Raw genomic sequence first — 17,605 nt, forward strand, 5'->3', positions numbered from 1 at the left:
CATATGAACGAGCCTCGCCGTGAGCTGAGCGTGGGGATGGGAGCGGGTGCCGCCGCCGTGCGGGAAGCGCGCGGCAAGGAGCTCGCGACCGAGGACATGATCCTCAACATCGGGCCGCAGCATCCGTCCACGCATGGCGTGCTGCGGCTGCGACTCACCCTGGACGGGGAGCGGATCAGCTCGGCCGAGCCGATCGTGGGCTACATGCACCGAGGCGCGGAGAAGCTGTTCGAGGTGCGTGACTACCGGCAGATCATCATGCTGGCCAACCGGCACGACTGGCTGTCGGCGTTCGCCAACGAGCTGGGCGTCGTCCTCGCGGTGGAGCGGATGCTCGGCATGGAGGTGCCGGTCAGGGCGGTCTGGACACGCACGCTGATGGCCGAGCTCAACCGGGTGCTCAGCCACCTGATGTTCCTCGGCTCCTACCCGCTGGAACTCGGCGCGATCACCCCGGTGTTCTACGCGTTCCGGGAGCGCGAGACCCTCCAGGCCGTGATGGAGGAGATCGCCGGCGGGCGGATGCACTACATGTTCAACCGGGTCGGCGGCCTGAAGGAGGAGCTGCCCGAGGGATGGCTGGGCCGGGTCGCGACGGCCGTGGCCGACGTGCGGCGACGGCTGCCGGACATCGAGAACCTGATCGCCGGAAACGAGATCTTCCTCGCCCGTACCCGCGGGGTGGGCGTGCTGGACCGCGAGACGGTCATGCAGTACGGCGTGAGCGGCCCGATCGCCCGCGCCTCCGGCGTCGACCTCGACCTGCGCAGGGACGAGCCCTACCTCGCCTACGGCGAGCTGCCGGTGAAGGTGGTCACCCGCTCCGCCGGAGACTGCCACGCCAGGTTCGAGGTGCTGCTGGAGCAGGTGAAGGTCTCCCTGGACCTGGCGGACGCCTGCGTGCGGCGGCTCCGCGAACTGCCCCAGGGGCCGATCAACCAGCGCCTGCCCAAGGTGCTGAAGGTCCCCGAGGGCCACACCTACGCCTGGACGGAGAACCCGCTCGGCCTCAACGGCTACTATCTGGTCTCGCGCGGGGAGAAGACACCGTGGCGGATGAAGCTCCGATCCGCCTCCTTCAACAACGTCCAGGTGCTGCGCGAGATGCTCCCCGGCAACCTGGTCTCCGACATGGTCGCCATCCTGGGCTCGATGTTCTTCGTCGTCGGCGACATCGACAAGTGAGGCACGGTCAGCAGCACATGATCGAACCCGGCAGGGACCAGGAGAAGGCGACTCCCCCGATGACACCCGCGTCCCCCACCGGTCCCGGCGGCTCTCCGACCGGCGACAGGCCACCGCGGGACCGGTACGTCGACTGGTTGCGCGCGTTCAGCCTGCTCGTCGTGGTGCTCTGGCACTGGGCCTTCACGATCCTCCAGTGGGGGCCGAACGGCCCCTCGCCGACGAGCCCGCTGGGCTTCACCTCGGGGCTGTGGATCTTTACCTGGCTGCTGCAGGTGTTGCCGCTCTTCTTCTACGTGGGCGGGTACGTCCACCTACTGTCCTGGAACCGCGCCCGCGAGCACGGGATGGGCATCGGCACCTTCGTGTGGCGGCGCATCCGCGGCCTCGCGATCCCGACGCTGGCGCTGGCCGGAACCTGGATCGTGCTGGGCGCGGTCGTGACGTGGGCGTTCGGGATCAAGTGGATGGACCGGGTGGTCCTGCTCGTCATCAGCCCGCTCTGGTTCATCGGCGTCTACCTCATGCTGATCGCCCTGCTCCCGGTCGCGCTCTGGCTGCACCGGCGCTTCGACGTGCTGATCCTGATCTGGCTGGCCGGGGCCGCGCTCGTCGTCGACGTGCTGCGACTGCGCTACGGGTACGAGGCCGTGGGCTGGCTCAACATGATCATTGTCTGGGGGCTGGCCCACCAGGCCGGGTTCTTCTACGCGAGGGTGGTGGCGCTTCCCCGCCGCTTCGACGTCGCCATCCTGTGGACCGGGCTGTTCGCGCTCTTCGGCCTGGTCTACTCGGACATCTACCCGGGCTCGATGGTCGGCGTGCCCGGCGACAAGCTGTCCAACATGGCACCGCCCACCTTCGTCATCGTGGCGTTGTTGATCTTCCAGATCGGCCTGGTGGAGGTGCTGAGGCCGGCCATGGAGCGCCTGCTCGACCGCCCCAGGTGGCAGCGCGTGAACGAGACGGTAAACCGGTTCGCGCTCCCGCTCTTCCTCTTCCACACGACCGGCATGGCCATCTGGGTGGCGCTGACCTGGTGGCTGGCGGGCAGCGGGCCGGGCAGCCGGGCCCGGCCCGACCTGCTCTGGTGGCTGGAACGCCCCCTGGCCGTCGCCGGAGCACTGGTGTGCACCCTCCCGGTCATCATGCTCTTCGGCCGGAAGTGGGCCAGGGGGCGCTGACGCGTCCGCTCAGTGGTCGTCGTCCGCGGAGTCCTTGGGCACCTTGCAGCAGTACTCCAGGTACAGGGCCGCGCAGACCAGCAGCACGCACACCAGCATCGACCCGCCGGTGATGAAGAAGTCCTGACGGGGCACCCTCTGGTCGAGCAGTTCGGCGGTGTAGAGGGTGAATCCGGCGAAGAGTCCGGCGAAGACCGCCCCGGCGTACGCGGAGGCCTTGGCCAGGGCCGCCAGCCGGGCCACCGCCAGGGGATCGACGGGCTTGGTGTCGGGCCTGCGCTCGATCCTGGCCTTCGTCATCCACCCGCTGTAGGCCTCGCCGATCGCCAGCACGAGCACCGTCGGGATCGCCGTCCACGGCACGGTCGGCAGGGACACGTAGAGCGGCTTGAGCAGCGCCCAGGTGAGGATGGTGACCACGATGAAGAGCCCGACGAGGACGCCGGGACGGCTGGGCCTCACCCGGGCCCCTGGAGGGCCAGCTCGGGGCGGGGCCGCACGTAGTCCTGGTCGAGACCGGCCAGCAGATCGGCCACCCGGCGCCCGGACAGGACGGCGTCCGGATCGGCCCGCACCCACGGGACCAGCACGAACGCCCGCTCGTGCGCCCTGGGATGCGGCAGGGTCAGGTCTGGGTCGTCCATGACGACGTCTCCCACGGTGATCAGATCGACGTCCAGGGTGCGCGCTCCCCAGCGCTCCACCCGGACCCGGCCGAAGGCGTTCTCCACACCTTGAGCACGATCGAGGAGGGCCAGAGGTTCCAGCGCGCTCTCGGCGATCACCACCGCGTTGAGGTAGGCGCCCTGCTCCGGGCCGCCGACCGGGTCGGTCTCGTAGACCGGCGACACCGCGACGAGCGTGAGCCCCGGCTCGGCGAGGAGGGCGTCCAGCCCACCCCGCAGGGTGTCGAAGCGGTCGCCCAGGTTGCTGCCGAGCGCCAGGACCACCCTCATGCCCGGCTCCGGGTGATCGTCACGATCACGTCGTCGAACGGCAGCGGGATCGGCGCGGCGGGCTTGTGCACGCTCACCTCCGCCGACCGGACGAGCTCGCGGGCCAGGCAGACATCGGCCAGGCGCTGAGCCAGGGTCTCGATCAGGTCGACCGGCTCGCCCGCCACGACCCTCGCCAGATCCTCGGCGAGCTCGCCGTAGTGAACCGTCCTGCCGAGGTCGTCGCCGGCCGCCGCGGGCGCCGTGTCGAGGAAGAGCGTGACGTCGACGACGAACTCCTGGCCGAGCTCCCGCTCCGCCGCCAGCACGCCGTGCCGCCCGCGCACCCGCAGCCCCTTCAGGCTGATCCGGTCCGCCACCCGGCCCGACGGCAGGCCGTACGCCGCACCTGCCGGATCCCCCGGTGGGTCCTGGAGTGAATCGCCGATCAGGTCGGCGACGCCGTCGTTGATCCGCAGGGGCTCCTGGTCGTGGAATCCGTCACCGGCCCGTACCCCGGCCGCCCGGGAGGTGTTCCCGCCGGGCCATTCGCCGGTGCGCTCGCTCACGCCACCTCCTCTTCCTCTTCGTCGTCGTCACCCTGCAGCACGGGCGAGCCGTGGTGCAGCCAGAGCCGCCACCCCGCGGACGTACGCACGAAGGTGTTGCTCGCCACCACCTTGCCCGCGGCGAAGCTGGAATCACCCTCGTCTCCCGCGGTGAGGATGTTCTCCTCACAGGTGAGGATGGCGACGTCGCCCAGGACCATGACCCGGACGTCGGTCAGCACGAACTGGATGTAGGGCGTGTTGGCCATGATGAGCGCCCATGAGCGCAGCACCTCCTGCCGGCCGTTCACGATCGGCCACCCGGGGTGCACGCAGCTCACCTGCTCGCCATCGATGTCCTCGGCCCAGATCTCGGTCATCTTGTCGAGGTCGGCGTCCTCGATGGCGGTGTAGAAGGCCTGGTTGACCGTCTCGACGGCGGTGGTGTCGACGCTCATGGTCTCGCTCTCTGAACTGCGGCAGCCACACGGACGGCGTCCGCGTTCGGGCGGACATCGTGCACGCGCACGCACCAGGCCCCCGCCTGGGCGACGAGGGCGGTCACGGCGAGCGTGGCGTCGTCACTGCGGCTGAAAGGACGTGGCGTGCCGTCCGGGGCGGCCAGCAGGCGACCCAGGAACCGTTTCCGCGAGGCCCCGACAAGCAGCGGATAGCCCAGCTCGGCGAGCCGGTCGAGGCCCGCGATCAGAGCCCAGTTGTGGTCGGGGTTCTTGGAGAAACCCAACCCCGGGTCGAGCACGATCTGTTCCTCCGCCACCCCCTCGGCCAGCACGGACTCGACCCGCTTGGTGAGCTCCTGGCAGACCTCGGTCACCACGTCGCCGTACACGGCCCTGTCCTGCATGGCGTGGCTGTGCCCCCGCCAGTGCATCACCACGTACGGCACGCCGGAGGCGGCCACGACCCTGGGCATCGCCGGGTCGGCCAGTCCTCCGCTGACGTCGTTGACCAGCTTCGCCCCGGCCTCCACCGCCACCTGGGCCACCTCGGCCCGCATGGTGTCGACGCTGACGGCGACCCCCGCGCGGCTCAGCTCCCTGATGACCGGCTCGACCCTGGCCACCTCCTCCTCCAGCGGCACCCTCGCGGCGCCCGGCCTGGTGGACTCGCCCCCCACATCGACGATGTCGGCCCCCTGCTCGACCAACTCCAGGCCGTGACGCACGGCCTCCGCGGGGTCGAACCATCGGCCGCCGTCGGAGAAGGAGTCGGGAGTCACGTTGACCACGCCCATCACGAGACACCGGCCCATGTCCGGCAGCCCGGGCACACTCCACGTAGTCATGCGGACAAGCCTAGGCGTTGCGTACCGTCCGTCCGTCTCGCGGGTCCGGCTTGTGCCACCACGAATTCGTACACCCGTCACGGAGCGGACGGCCTTCGGTCGGGGTGTCCGGCCTGCATGCGTCCTCCTCCGGAGGGACCCTGGGGCGTGTCCGCCGCGATCCGAAGATCACAGAGCACCCGGCCCTGCCGGGTATGGCGATATTAGCCGGATCAAGGTTGGCTTGGGGGATTTCTCTGGGCGGCAACGCGGAACCCCGTCCGTGCCGCCGAAGGGCGGTCCGGACGGGGTTCCGTGGATACTCTGCGAGATCAGCGGATGATCAGGGCCATCGCCTCGGCGCGGGTCCTGTCGCTGTCGCGGAAGCTTCCGCGCACCGCCGAGGTGATCGTCTTGGCACCGGGCTTGCGGACGCCCCGCATGGTCATGCAGAGGTGCTCACACTCGATCACGACGATGACCCCGCGCGGCTCCAGCACATCCATGAGCGCGTCGGCGATCTGGGAGGTCATCCGCTCCTGCACCTGGGGACGCCTGGCATAGACGTCGACCAGGCGGGCGAGCTTGGACAGGCCGGTGACCTGCCCCTTCTCGTTGGGGATGTAGCCGACGTGGGCCACGCCGTGGAACGGCACGAGGTGGTGCTCGCAGGTCGAGTAGACCTCGATGTCGCGAACCAGCACCATCTCGTCGTGGTCGACGTCGAAGACCGTGGTCAGGACGTCCTCGGGGGTCTGCCCCAGCCCGGCGAACTGCTCCGCGTAGGCACGGGCGACCCGGGCCGGGGTGTCCCGGAGACCGTCGCGGTCGGGATCCTCACCGATGGCGATGAGGATCTCGCGGACCGCACTCTCCAGCCGGACCGTGTCGACCGGAAGTGGCTTGACACTCACACTCAGTTCCCGTCCCTCTGCACGGAGTCGGGCTGGCCCGATCCGTTGGGAAGGACACCGTTACCCTCGGTCACCTGCTCACCAGGGGGAAGCGAGCCGTTGCCCGACTGCTCCTTGCGGGACAGGATCGGCGGGCGGTTGGAGGGCAGCCGCTTGCCGTAACCCGAGTAGGAGGGCCTCTTCTCCTTGACGACGACCGGGGCGAAGATCTGCAGGACCTGCTCGCGGGAGAGGGTCTCCTTCTCCATCAGCTCCAGCACCAGGTTGTCGAGCACGTCGCGGTATTCGACGAGGATCTCCCAGGCCTGGTCGTGGCCCGACTCGATGAGGCGGCGGACCTCCTCGTCGATCGTGGAGGCGATCTTCTCGGAGTAGTCGCGCTCGTGACCCATCTCACGTCCGAGGAAGACCTCGGCGTTGCCGCTGCCGAACTTGCGGGCGCCGAGCTGCTCGCTCATGCCGTACTCGGTGACCATGCGGCGGGCGATGGAGGTGGCCTTCTCGATGTCGTTGGAGGCACCGGTGGTGGGCTCGTGGAAGACGAGCTCCTCAGCCGTGCGGCCACCGAGCAGCATCGCGAGCTGGTCCAGCATCTCCGAGCGGGTCGCGAGGAACTTGTCCTCCATCGGCAGCGTCATCGTGTAGCCGAGGGCGCGTCCGCGGGACAGGATCGTGATCTTGTGGACCGGGTCGGAGTTGGGCAGCGCGTGCGCGACCAGGGCGTGACCGCCCTCGTGGTACGCGATGATCTTCTTTTCCTGGTCCGACATGACCCGGGACTTGCGCTCGGGACCGGCCATCACGCGGTCGATGGACTCCTCAAGGAGCTCCATCGTGATCAGCTTCTGGTCGGCCCGCGCGGTGAGCAGCGCGGCCTCGTTGATCACGTTGGCCAGGTCGGCACCGGTGAAACCGGGCGTCCTGCGGGCGATGATGTCGAGGTCGACGCCCTCGGCGAACGGCTTGCCGCGACCGTGCACCTTGAGGATGCCCTTGCGGCCCTCCAGGTCGGGGCGGTCGACGGTGACCTGGCGGTCGAAACGGCCGGGGCGCAGCAGCGCCGGGTCGAGGATGTCGGGCCGGTTGGTCGCGGCGATCAGGATCACGCCGCCCTTGACGTCGAAGCCGTCCATCTCGACGAGGAGCTGGTTCAGCGTCTGCTCGCGCTCGTCGTGACCACCACCGAGACCGGCGCCGCGGTGGCGGCCCACCGCGTCGATCTCGTCGATGAAGATGATCGCCGGGGCGTTCGCCTTGGCCTGCTCGAACAGGTCGCGGACTCGCGAGGCGCCGACGCCGACGAACATCTCCACGAAGTCGGAACCGGAGATGGAGTAGAACGGCACCCCGGCCTCACCGGCGACGGCCCTGGCGAGCAGGGTCTTACCGGTTCCCGGCGGGCCGTAGAGCAGCACACCCTTGGGGATCTTGGCGCCGATCGCCTGGAACTTGGCCGGGGCCTGCAGGAACTCCTTGATCTCCTGGAGTTCCTCGATGGCCTCGTCGGCACCCGCGACGTCGGCGAAGGTGGTCTTCGGAGTGTCCTTGGTGATGAGCTTGGCCTTCGACTTGCCGAAGTTCATCACCCGGGAGCCGCCGCCCTGCATCTGGTTCATGATGAACAGGAAGATCAGCACAATGAAGACGATCGGCAGGAAGCTCACCAGAAGGCTGAGGAGGAAGTTCTCCTTGGGCACGTCGACGTTGTAGCCCTTGTCCAGCTTCTTCGCCACGACTGCGGCCTGGAGCTGGTCGGCGAGCTGAACGCCCTGGCCGGTCACCCACGAGGAGTAGTAGCGCTTGCCGTCGGTCAGCGTGACCTCGATGCGCTGTTCCTTGTCGATGATCTTCGCGTTGGAGACCTTGCCCTCATCGATCCAGCTGATGACCTGAGAGGTGTCTCTCTTCTCGAAGTTGCCGTCGCCGCCCCACATGGTGGTGACGAGAAGCAGCAGAACGACGATGCCCAGGATCCACAGCAGTGGCCCACGTGTAAATCGCTTGAGATCCATCCGATGCGGAACCCCGGCGGGCCCGTCCCTTCCTGACCAGAGCCTGGCAACCCCGGGCGGACCCGGGGTTCGCGGTATCCCTAACCGCTCCAACTGACTGTCCGAAAGCGGCGGAGGCCACCTCTTCGGTCGTCCGAAGGTACACCGGCGTGGCGTGCGGGGTCACCGCGCGGACAGCACCGGCTTTCCCTACCAACGTACGTCAGGTAGGTCCGTGTTCCCCGCCGCTATGGGCAATGTCGCGTTTGTGAATGACACACTTCGCGCAGGGCGTACTTTTCACTCCGCTCCATACACGTGCGGCGCGAGAGTTCCGATGAAGGGGAGGTTGCGGTAGCGCTCGGCGTAGTCGAGGCCATAACCGATGACGAACTCGTTGGGAATGTCAAAACCGACGTACTTGACGTCGATCGGCACCTTGACCGCGTCCGGCTTGCGCAGCGCTGCGCAGATCTCCACCGAGGCGGGGTTGCGCGACTTCAGGTTGTGCACCAGCCACGACAGGGTCAGGCCCGAGTCGATGATGTCCTCGACGACCAGCACGTGACGGCCGGCGATGTCGGTGTCGAGATCCTTGAGCACCCGCACGACGCCCGACGACCTGGTGCCCGCTCCGTAGGACGACACCGCCATCCAGTCCATCTGCACCGGCACGTGCAGGGCCCTCGCCAGGTCCGCCATCACCATGACCGCGCCCTTGAGCACGCCCACGATCAGCAGATCCCTGCCCGCGTAGTCCTCGTCTATCCGGCTCGCGAGCTCCTTGATCTTGGCCTGGAGCTCTTCCTCGGGGATGAGGACCTTCGAGAGGTCCTTGCCCATGTCGGCTGCGTCCACCTGGGATTTTCCTTACGAAACGGGGCTGATTGACTGTCTGGCGAGTATCAGGGTGTCATACCGGCGGATCGCCGCCACCCCCCCGGGCACCTCTATCCGCCGCTGTCCCCGCCACTGTGTGACCAGACGGTCCACCTGCAGGACGTGCGAGGCCGCGAGAGTGCCGGGCGGTGCCCCCGCGTCGATCGCCGCTCTCCGCAGCACCCTGCGGCGCACGGCTGCGGGAAGGCGTTCCAGGTCCCGTACGGCCATCGTCACCACTCCAATATCGCTAAGAGCGCAATCTCGTACCGCGACGCGGGCGTAGACCTCGGCGGCCCAGGCGTCGAGCGCGTCGGCGTCGTCACGGCAGAGGTCGGCGGTCCTGGCGAGCGCCTCGGCGACGCCGGGGCCGAGCTCGTCCTCCAGGGCGGGGAGCAGCCGCTCGCGGACCCGGACCCGGGCGTAGCGGGCGTCGAGATTGTGCGGGTCCTCCCACGGGGACAGGCCGAGCGCCGCGCAGGCCGCCACCGTCGTCGCGCGGCCGAGCCCCAGCAGCGGCCGCCGGTAGACACCGGTCCGCGCGGGCATCCCGGCCAGCGACCGGGTGCCGCTCCCCCTGGCCAGCCTGAGCAGCACGGTCTCCGCCTGGTCGTCCCTGGTGTGCCCGAGCAGCACGGCCGCCGCCCCGAGCCGCTCGGCGGCCTGTGACAGAGCCGCGTACCTGGCCGCTCTGGCCGCCGCCTCAGGGCCTCCCGAGGTGCCGACGGAGACCGCGAGCGCCTCGGCGAGGTCGATCCCCAGACCGGGCGCGAGCCGTACCACGTCGGCCGCGTGCTCCCCGGAGCCCGCCTGCAGGCCGTGGTCGACGGTCAGCAGACCGGCGCGGAGCCCGGCCCTGGGCGCGGTGAAACCCAGCGCGGCGGCCAGGGCCAGGGAGTCGGCACCACCGCTGCACGCGGCCAGCACCAGCTCGCCCGGTCCCAGGTCGCCCAGCGCGTGCCGTACGGCACGGCGGACGTCGGCGACGGCGGGATGCGGACCCATGCTCGCCATTCTCCGGCCTCGGACAGGGGTGCGGCACCGCGCGAGGCGGCGCCGTCCCCCACCTGCCCCCCCTGGGCTCTCCCGGGTCCTCCCGGGGGACGGGCGCCTCAGCCGGGAGTGCCGCTGGCCTCGGAGATGGCCGGGGCGTCGATCACCCTGGCGATCCACCGCTCGGGCTTGGAGATCTCTCCCTGGGTGGGAAGGGTCTCGGGCGAGGTCCAGACCTTGTTGAAGCCGTCGATGCCCACCTGGCCCACGACGGTGCGGACGAAGGCCGACCCCTCGGCGTACTGCTTCATCTTGAGGTCGAGGCCGAGCAGCTTGCGGATCGTGCGGTCGAAGCGGGAACCACCCTCGCGGCGGTGGTGGAACTTGGCCCGGATGTCGGCGACCGAGGGGACCACCGAGGGGCCGACCGCGTCCATGACGTAGTCGCCGTGCCCCTCGACCAGGGTCATCACCGCGGTGAGCCGGTCGAGGATCACTTTCTGCTCGGGCGTCTGGATCGCGTCGATCAGATTGCCCTCGCCACCCCTGATGACGTCTGTGAACGTGCCGGCGGCCGAGCGGAGCCGCTCCAGCAGGGCGGGCAGGTCGATGTCGGAGGCCAGCAGGAAGTCCGTCGTCTGCGTCCTGACGTACTCGCGCAGCCAGTGGACCCCGGTGAACTGCACCCGGTGGGTCTCCTCGTGCAGGCAGACCCAGAGGCGGAAGTCACTCGGGTTGACGTTGAGCTCGTGCTCGGCGTGGACGATGTTGGGTGCCACCAGGGTGAGGCGCCCCGTGGCCGCCTGGCCGGTCGGGTCCGGCGGCAGGAACAGCTCGTACTGCCCGAGGACACGGGAGGCGAGGAAGGCCAGCACCGCGCCCACCTCGACCCCGGTGACGCGTGAGCCCACCGCGCCCACGATCGCCGGCGTCTGGCCACCGCGGGCGGCCATCCGCTCGGTGAGCGGCTCCAGCACCACCCGGAACCCGTCGACGTTGGCCTTGATCCAGCCGGGCCTGTCGACGACGGTCGCGGGCTGCGGCGCGGTCTCGGTGTCGATTCGGGTGAACTCGCGGACGTGCCCTTCGGCCTCGCGCGAGAGCCGCCGCAAATCAGCGACGGCCTGCCGGGCCTCCTCTCGGCTCACTTGCGGCCCGGGGCGCACCAGGCGCGTTCCGGTCGCTACGGCAAGATCCCAGTCGATCACCTGCATACCGTCCACCGTACGTGCTCCCTTCCCGGGCCGCGCACCCGGAACCCTTGATCAACTGGCGGCCACCGCCGCCGCGAGCCTGTCGAGGGCCGCCTCCGCCTTGCCCCAGCCGGGTGGGACGTCGTCCGCCATGAAGGCGAAGGTCACCAGGCGTCCGGCACGCGTGGTGGTCATACCCGCCAGCGTGTTGACCCCGTCCAGGGTGCCCGTCTTGGCGCGGACGAGCCCGTAGGCGGAGCGCGTCTTGTCGAACCTGTGCCCGAGGGTGCCGCTGAAGCCGGCGACCGGCATGCCGCTGGCGATCGGGTTCAGGCCGGGGTTGGCCGGGGAGGCCGCCACAGCGACCAGGCGGGCCAGGGCCTCGGGGGTGATGCGGTTCCTGGGGGACAGCCCGCTGCCGTCGAAGACCCGCACGCCCTTGTCTGCGCCGAGCCTGGCCAGCACCTTGCCGACCGCCCGGGCGCCGCCGTCGAAGGAGGCGGGCTCGCCCTCCTTGATCGCCACGTGCCTGGCCAGCGCCTCGGAGAGGTCGTTGTCGCTGAGCGTGAGTGCCCGCTCGGCCAGGGCGTAGACCGGCGCGGATTCGACCCTGGCGATCTCCTTGGCACCGGCCGGCGCCGTGGACCGCCTGGCGGACTTGGAGACCGTGATGCCGTACTTCGACAGCAGCGACACGAACGCGCTGTGCGCCGCGCGGGAGGGGTCGGAGGTTCTCTGGCCGCCGCTGGAGATCCTGCCCTCGTCGACCATGAGCGCGGTGACGGGGGCCACGCTGCCCTCGGGCACGTAGCCGGGCTTCCACGACGCGGCGGTGCGCGGCCCCACGTAGAGGGAGTCGTCGTAGGCCACCGTCACCTTGGACGTCCCCGCCGCCGTCAGCGCCCTGGCGGTGCGCGAGGCGAGGGTGGCGAGCGAGGCGGGCCTGGGATAGACCTGGCCGGCCGCCGTTCTCGGGCTCGCCAGGGTGGGGTCGCCGCCGCCGACGAGGATGATCGAGCCCGGCGAGGAGCCCCGCACCACCCGGGTGCTCAGCCTGGTGTCGGGCCCCAGCGAGGCCAGCGAGGCGACAGCGGTGACGACCTTGGTGGTGGAGGCGGGAGTGATGCCCTTGCTCTCGTGGCTGCCGAACAGCATGGCGCCCGTCTCCGCGTCGATGACCGCGGCCCCGACGCTTCCTCCCAGAGCGGGGTCCCCCAACGCCTCGGTCAACCGCCCTGCCAAAGTACCCTTGGCGGGGAGAGGTCCGTTCCCCCCCGCGGCCAGCACCGGACCCGAGGTGATGACCGGGACGGGGGGCGGCGCCGCCGACGCGACACGCTCGGACTCACCTTTGACCAGCACACCGCTGGTGATCAGGTGTGCCCCGGCCGCGACGACGAAAATCTGCAGCAGGACGAGAGTGACCAAAGCCACCCACCGCTCACGCCGCATTACCATTACGTCGCCGACCTCTCATCATCAGTAGCCAAAAGGCATAAAACGCCTACGAGACATTAACGCCCAACCGGGGGTGCCCGGGGGTCTGAGTGGAGGAAACGCGGTGGAGTTCGACGTTCTCGTTGAGATTCCCAAGGGGCAACGGAACAAGTACGAGGTGGACCACGAGTCAGGCCGCATCAGGCTCGACCGCATGCTCTTCACCTCCACGCAGTACCCCGCCGACTACGGCTTCATCGAAGACACGCTGGGCGAGGACGGTGATCCCCTCGACGCCCTGGTGCTGCTCCAGGAGCCGACCTTCCCCGGCTGCCTGATCAAGTGCCGCGCGGTCGGCATGTTCCGCATGACCGACGAGAAGGGCGGCGACGACAAGGTCCTCTGCGTCCCCGCCACCGACCCCCGGATGGAGCACATCCGCGACATCCACCACGTGCCGGAGTTCGACCGCCTGGAGATCCAGCACTTCTTCGAGGTCTACAAGGACCTGGAGCCCGGCAAGTCGGTCGAGGGCGCCAACTGGGTCGGCAGGGTGGAGGCCGAGGAGGAGATCGTCCGTTCCATCAAGCGCGCCCAGGACGAGGTCTCCGGCAAGCACTGAGCCGCCACGGGTGACGGCTCAGTGCCGCTGAACCACTGCTGAGCCGTCACACCGGACAGGTCTCACGCGGGGCGGGTCGCGCCGATGAGGTCGCTGCGCCACATCGGCGCGACCCGGACCACGTCCCCCGTCTGCGGGGCGTGCACCATCAGCCCCCGGCCGACGTAGATCCCCACATGGTGGATGTCTCCGGGATTCCCCGTGACCTGCCCGTAGAAGAGCAGGTCGCCCCGGCGGAGCTCGCTGAGCCGCACGTGCGGGCCCGAGGTCCACTGGGTGCCGGTCCAGTGGTCCATGTCGATCCCGACCCGCTCCCAGGCCCGCATGGTCAGCCCCGAGCAGTCGTAGGCGGCCGGCCCGTCGGCCGCCCACACGTACGGCTTGTCGAGCTGGGTGAGCGCCCAGTCGGCGGCGATGTCGCCCCTGGCCGACTCGGCGGTCACGTTGAGCGCCCAGCGCGACACGGGCTCCCCCGAGGCCACTCCCATCCGAGCCTCCTCGCGGCGCATCGCGGCCGCCTGGTATCGGGCACGCTCGGCGTTCTCCCTGGCGATCCTGGCCTGCTCCAGGGCCACCTCGCGTTCCCTGGCGAGCTTCTCGGCCGTACTCCGCGCCTCGTCGGCCAACTTCTCCAGCCGCGCCTGCTCCTCCTCGATCCGCCGGGTCTCGTCGACCTGTCTGGCGACGGCCTCCTCCGCGGCCTGCTTCGCCTCCTCGGCCTCCGCCTGCGCCTCCCGCTGCTCGGCGTACGCGTCCTCCGCCTGGGCCTGGAGGATGGCGAAGACCTCCTGGGACTCCCGCAGCTGCTTGAGCGTCTCGGCCTGCCCCCCACCCATATGGGCCAGAATGCTGGCCCTGCGCAGGTAGCCGTCGTCCGTGGGTCCGCCGTTGCCGGTCATCATGGCCATCATCGGCTGGGCGATGTCCAGCCCGCCGTAGCTCTGGGTGGTGATCGCGGCCACCGCCTCGCGGGCCTTGGCGACCTGGGAGCCGGCGGTCTTCGCCCGCTCGGCCGCCTGGGCGGAGAGCTCCTTGGCGCGAGCCGTCTTGACGAGCTCCCCGTTGTACGACTCGACGAGCCTCTCCGCGTCGGCGACGAGCTCCTCCAGCCTGGCCCGTGCCTCGGCGACCAGGACCGTGGTCTCGCCGAGCCTCTCACCACGCTCGCGGGCCATGGCCCGTGCCTCGGCGACCTCGTCGGCCGACGGGCCCGTCACGCCGCCGGGCGCGGCGTCGTCGGCCGGTCCCGACCGGCCGGGCACGGCGCCGGCGGGGAGCCCCTGCCCGGCGATCAGGCAGCAGGCCAGGCCCGCCACCGCGGCGGCATGGCGGCGCCGTCTGACTGAATGCATGCGTCTCCCCCCGGAGTCCCCTGAAACACCGCTTGCCGCGGTCTCACCGCAGAACGCGGCGCGTCGCCGCGTGCCAGGCGGCCTACCTCAACATTCCCATTCGTCACTCTACGCACACATGACACTCACGCCACGTAGTCACCGCCCGCCACAATACCGCCGCTCGTGAGGGGCTCGGCCCGTACCGCCGAAGGGATGCCGAAAGCGTCTCGACGCTCAGACGGCCGGTGTCCTGCCGCCCGGAGGCCGCTCGGCGAGGGGCGTGACCGGCCCTTCCGGTGAGGTGGAAGGGCCGGAGAACGCGGGAGAGCCGGGCGGCGGGGGTGGAGCGGGATTCGATCCGGTGAATGCCGGCCGGGAGGCGTCCGGGGACCGCCGCTGAGCGGCCCGCGGCTGGCCGAGGTCTCCCCGCGGCCCGGAACGCGGAGGTCTCAGGTCTCCCCGCGACGGCCCGGGGCCGGCGGACGGAGCCTGCGGATCGGCGAGCGGCGGCATGGGACCGGCATACGGCGGCCGAGGATTCGCCCGCGGCGGCCGGGGGTCCGCCTGCGGGGCTCTCGGGGTCCCCTGAGGGGGCCGGGGGGTCATCCGGGGTGGCCTGTGCTCTCCTCGCGGAGGCCTCGGGCCGCCCCGCCAAGGCGCCGGGCTCGCCTGCGGGCCGCCCGGGTCCGTCGATCGCCATGTGTCGCGGCAGGGGCGGAAGGACCGGTGTCCGTGGTGGTCACGGTGCGGGAGGCGGCCGTCCGGTGCACCGGCCCCGGGAGCCCCCGGCAGCACCGGCCCGCCACCCGAAGGTCCGCCGGTCGAAGGTCCGCCGGTCGAAGGCCCGTTGCCCGGTGGTGGGGGCGGGGTCTCCGCCGGGTGGCCGGTCGGGCCCGGCACCGGCACCCGACGGTCGATCTCGGGGCCGGGCCCGGTGACGCCGACCGGCTCCGTCACTCCGGGCGAGCCGGTCCGCCCGACGGCCGTTTCCGCGCGGACGGGCGCCGGCGCCTGCGGCGCAGGCGCCGGCGCCTGCGGCGCGTCCACCCGTCGGCGCTCCCCCGGCCTCCGGTGCTCCTCCGGCCGCTGGGCGGCCGGAGGCTCCGCCGACGCCGAGAACGCCTCCGGGGCGACACCGGGGCTCGCGTCTTCGGACAGGAGGGTGGTCTGGGTGAGGAGCAGAGCGAGCGCCACCGACGCGGCGACCGCGGCCGCCGTACCGGCCATCACGCAGGGCCGGCGACGACCTCCGCGCGCCGTACCGGCGGGAAACCCGGCACCGTCGAGGGGGCCGGCCCGGTGGGCGACGTCGTGCCGGTAGGGGATCCGCGCGGGGTCGGTGAAGCAGTCCATCACCCGCGCGCGCAGTGTCGGCGGCGGCGCGACCACCGGGAGCAGGTCGAAGACCTTGGCCGCGGAGACCTGCCTGACCCGGTGCGGGGCGCAGGTGTCGCACCGGTTCACGTGGCGGATCACCCGCTCGCGCGTCCGCGCGGTGAGCTCGCCGGTGAAGCCGGTCAGCATGCGGGCTCGGCTCGCGCAGTCGTGGGGCCCCTTGCGGACGAGGACCTCCGCGGTGACGACGTCGCGCAGCTGCTCCCTCGCCGATTCGTACCGCGCGGCCGCGACCTTGGTGGTGACGCCCAGGACCGCGGCGAGGTCGACGGGCCCGAATCCGTGCCGGCAGCTCAGGTCGAGGACCTCCCGGTCCTCGGGCGACAGGCTCCGGGTGGCGTTCCACGCCATCACCCGCAGGTCCGCCTCGCCGGCGTCCGCCGGAACGGGGACCTGTGGGTCAGGCTCCCCGGCAGGATCGCGCCGTACGCACTCCCCCCGAGCGAGTGCGTACAGCCACGCCTCCAGCCGACGGGAGTCGGCGAGCGCGTGAATATGAGCCTCGGCCGCGACGAAGGTGTCGAGGAACGCCGGTTCCGCACCCGCCGAGGTGCCGAGCATTGAATGGCAGTATCGGTAGACGCTTTCCGCATACGAGTCGTAGAGGCCGGAAAGGGCCGCAGGTTCCCTCGCTCGCAGCGCTTCGACCAGGACACCGTCAGTCATGCAACCGAAGGTAAACGGTTGGCAACTATAAGTTCCAGCCATTTCTCCACGGTGACTACAACTGTCTCAGCGGAGTCAGCGAATTCAGTAAACCACTCCTCACGACCCGTAGTCATAAATGTTGAAGAATGGCCATTTAGCTGAATTAATCGCGCTTATCGGTACGTCATGGGGAGGATTCCCGATCACGGGTGGCCGGCGTTCGCGAGCGGGGCCTGCCTGCCCCGGTCCTTGGCGAACGGGGGCATCTTCGGCTTGACCGTGTGCAGGGGCAACACGCCGCCGAGGGCGAGCTGTTCGAAGGGGCGGCTGCTCGACCCCCAGGTACGCGCGGTCACCTCGGCGGAGGCGATGTCGCGGGTGTTCTGGACACTCTTGATCTGCAGGATGAACCGGCGGTTCTCACCCGCCTGGAGGTTGTCCACGAACGTGCTCCCACCACCGAGCAGCTTGCCCCGCTTGTCGCGCAGCAGCGCGGTGACGGCCAGGCTGCGGGTCGGCATCACGTACGGGGTGCCGACGTAGCCGGTGACGAGATAGTTGCCGTCGGCGGTGCGGTCGGTCAGCACGCCGCGGACCGGGAAGGGCTGGAAGGCCGAGACGATCCGGCCGGCCAGGTGCCAGCGTGCCGGGCGGTACGCGATGCTCACGTTGGCGGGCTTGTCCTGGGTCACCACCTGGCCGGTGAAGGGCAGGGTTCCGGCGGGAGGCACCGCGTCCAGCGGCTGTTCCAGCCGGACCACCTCCTTGCCCTCGGCGTTCTTGGCCACCACGGTGGCCACGATGTGCTCGCCGAAGTGCCACGGGTTGGTGTTGGCCAGCACTCCTGCCCAGTTCACCACATACCCATCGTCACCCTTGACGATGGACGATGCCTGTTCCCTGACCGCGATCGGCTGGAGCGCGGCGGCCCGCTTCTGCTTCTCCTCCTCATCGGTGCATCCGGCACTTCCGATGAGGAGAAGGAGGGCGAGGGCGCCGACGATTCGGGTGCTGTGCGTCACCTAGCCGTGATAACCGGTGGCGGTACCCCTCCCACTCCGA

At 70.2% G+C, this 17,605-nt stretch carries 17 protein-coding genes; 3 read left to right on the top strand and 14 right to left on the bottom strand.

The window, feature by feature from the left end; translation table 11 throughout:
• Window positions 1-3: 3 nt before the first annotated feature.
• Both ACWD3H_RS00670 and ACWD3H_RS00675 read left to right on the top strand, forming a co-directional pair.
• Window positions 4-1,185, top strand: a complete 1,182-nt coding sequence (locus tag ACWD3H_RS00670; RefSeq protein ID WP_355563598.1) for an NADH-quinone oxidoreductase subunit D — start codon at window positions 4-6, stop codon at window positions 1,183-1,185.
• Window positions 1,182-2,369 carry an acyltransferase family protein gene (locus tag ACWD3H_RS00675; RefSeq protein ID WP_451953526.1) on the top strand — a complete coding sequence of 396 codons (1,188 nt, stop codon included), beginning with the start codon at window positions 1,182-1,184 and terminating at the stop codon, window positions 2,367-2,369. The genes ACWD3H_RS00670 and ACWD3H_RS00675 overlap by 4 nt, the downstream gene beginning before the upstream one ends.
• A gap of 9 nt (window positions 2,370-2,378) precedes the next feature.
• On the opposite strand, the gene ACWD3H_RS00680 is transcribed toward ACWD3H_RS00675, so the two are convergent.
• The 11 genes from ACWD3H_RS00680 to dacB all read right to left on the bottom strand — a co-directional run bounded on the left by ACWD3H_RS00680 (window position 2,379) and on the right by dacB (window position 12,541).
• Window positions 2,379-2,831: a DUF3180 domain-containing protein gene (locus tag ACWD3H_RS00680; protein WP_355563604.1), complete on the bottom strand. Its 453-nt coding sequence runs from the start codon at window positions 2,829-2,831 to the stop codon at window positions 2,379-2,381.
• Window positions 2,828-3,325: a 2-amino-4-hydroxy-6-hydroxymethyldihydropteridine diphosphokinase gene (gene folK / locus ACWD3H_RS00685; RefSeq protein ID WP_451953527.1), complete on the bottom strand. Its 498-nt coding sequence runs from the start codon at window positions 3,323-3,325 to the stop codon at window positions 2,828-2,830. Before folK ends, ACWD3H_RS00680 begins: the two co-directional genes overlap by 4 nt.
• Window positions 3,322-3,684, bottom strand: a complete 363-nt coding sequence (gene folB, locus ACWD3H_RS00690) for a dihydroneopterin aldolase (RefSeq protein WP_350925727.1) — start codon at window positions 3,682-3,684, stop codon at window positions 3,322-3,324. The genes folK and folB overlap by 4 nt, the downstream gene beginning before the upstream one ends.
• Window positions 3,685-3,869: 185 nt before the next feature.
• Window positions 3,870-4,310: a nuclear transport factor 2 family protein gene (locus ACWD3H_RS00695; protein ID WP_030905684.1), complete on the bottom strand. Its 441-nt coding sequence runs from the start codon at window positions 4,308-4,310 to the stop codon at window positions 3,870-3,872.
• Window positions 4,307-5,158, bottom strand: coding sequence for a dihydropteroate synthase (folP, locus tag ACWD3H_RS00700; protein ID WP_451953528.1), 852 nt, complete (start codon window positions 5,156-5,158; stop codon window positions 4,307-4,309). The genes ACWD3H_RS00695 and folP overlap by 4 nt, the downstream gene beginning before the upstream one ends.
• A 311-nt stretch (window positions 5,159-5,469) precedes the next feature.
• On the bottom strand, window positions 5,470-6,051 hold the full coding sequence (folE, locus tag ACWD3H_RS00705; protein WP_350925592.1) for a GTP cyclohydrolase I FolE: 582 nt from the start codon (window positions 6,049-6,051) through the stop codon (window positions 5,470-5,472).
• Between the two features lie 2 nt (window positions 6,052-6,053).
• Window positions 6,054-8,063 carry an ATP-dependent zinc metalloprotease FtsH gene (ftsH, locus tag ACWD3H_RS00710; protein WP_451953529.1) on the bottom strand — a complete coding sequence of 670 codons (2,010 nt, stop codon included), beginning with the start codon at window positions 8,061-8,063 and terminating at the stop codon, window positions 6,054-6,056.
• 279 nt (window positions 8,064-8,342) lie between these two features.
• Window positions 8,343-8,900 carry a hypoxanthine phosphoribosyltransferase gene (hpt, locus tag ACWD3H_RS00715; RefSeq protein ID WP_350925588.1) on the bottom strand — a complete coding sequence of 186 codons (558 nt, stop codon included), beginning with the start codon at window positions 8,898-8,900 and terminating at the stop codon, window positions 8,343-8,345.
• Between the two features lie 12 nt (window positions 8,901-8,912).
• Window positions 8,913-9,926 carry a tRNA lysidine(34) synthetase TilS gene (gene tilS / locus ACWD3H_RS00720; RefSeq protein ID WP_451953530.1) on the bottom strand — a complete coding sequence of 338 codons (1,014 nt, stop codon included), beginning with the start codon at window positions 9,924-9,926 and terminating at the stop codon, window positions 8,913-8,915.
• Window positions 9,927-10,033: 107 nt separating this feature from the next.
• On the bottom strand, window positions 10,034-11,128 hold the full coding sequence (locus ACWD3H_RS00725) for a zinc-dependent metalloprotease (protein WP_350957403.1): 1,095 nt from the start codon (window positions 11,126-11,128) through the stop codon (window positions 10,034-10,036).
• 51 nt (window positions 11,129-11,179) lie between these two features.
• The gene (dacB, locus tag ACWD3H_RS00730) at window positions 11,180-12,541 is read right to left on the bottom strand and encodes a D-alanyl-D-alanine carboxypeptidase/D-alanyl-D-alanine endopeptidase (RefSeq protein WP_451953531.1); all 1,362 of its coding nucleotides are present in this window, start codon (window positions 12,539-12,541) and stop codon (window positions 11,180-11,182) included.
• 127 nt (window positions 12,542-12,668) lie between these two features.
• Here dacB and ACWD3H_RS00735 point away from each other — a divergent pair, with 127 nt between their 5' ends.
• Window positions 12,669-13,166 (top strand): inorganic diphosphatase, encoded by a 498-nt coding sequence (locus ACWD3H_RS00735; RefSeq protein ID WP_451953532.1) that lies wholly within the window; start codon window positions 12,669-12,671, stop codon window positions 13,164-13,166.
• Window positions 13,167-13,228: 62 nt separating this feature from the next.
• On the opposite strand, the gene ACWD3H_RS00740 is transcribed toward ACWD3H_RS00735, so the two are convergent.
• From ACWD3H_RS00740 to ACWD3H_RS00750, 3 genes are all read right to left on the bottom strand, one after another.
• Window positions 13,229-14,518: an NlpC/P60 family protein gene (locus ACWD3H_RS00740; RefSeq protein ID WP_451953533.1), complete on the bottom strand. Its 1,290-nt coding sequence runs from the start codon at window positions 14,516-14,518 to the stop codon at window positions 13,229-13,231.
• A gap of 216 nt (window positions 14,519-14,734) precedes the next feature.
• Window positions 14,735-16,561, bottom strand: coding sequence for a sigma factor (locus ACWD3H_RS00745; RefSeq protein ID WP_451953534.1), 1,827 nt, complete (start codon window positions 16,559-16,561; stop codon window positions 14,735-14,737).
• Window positions 16,562-16,746: 185 nt separating this feature from the next.
• Window positions 16,747-17,565, bottom strand: a complete 819-nt coding sequence (locus ACWD3H_RS00750; RefSeq protein WP_451953535.1) for a hypothetical protein — start codon at window positions 17,563-17,565, stop codon at window positions 16,747-16,749.
• Window positions 17,566-17,605 lie beyond the last annotated feature (40 nt).

The sequence above is a fragment of the Streptosporangium sp. NPDC002607 genome, assembly GCF_053592655.1.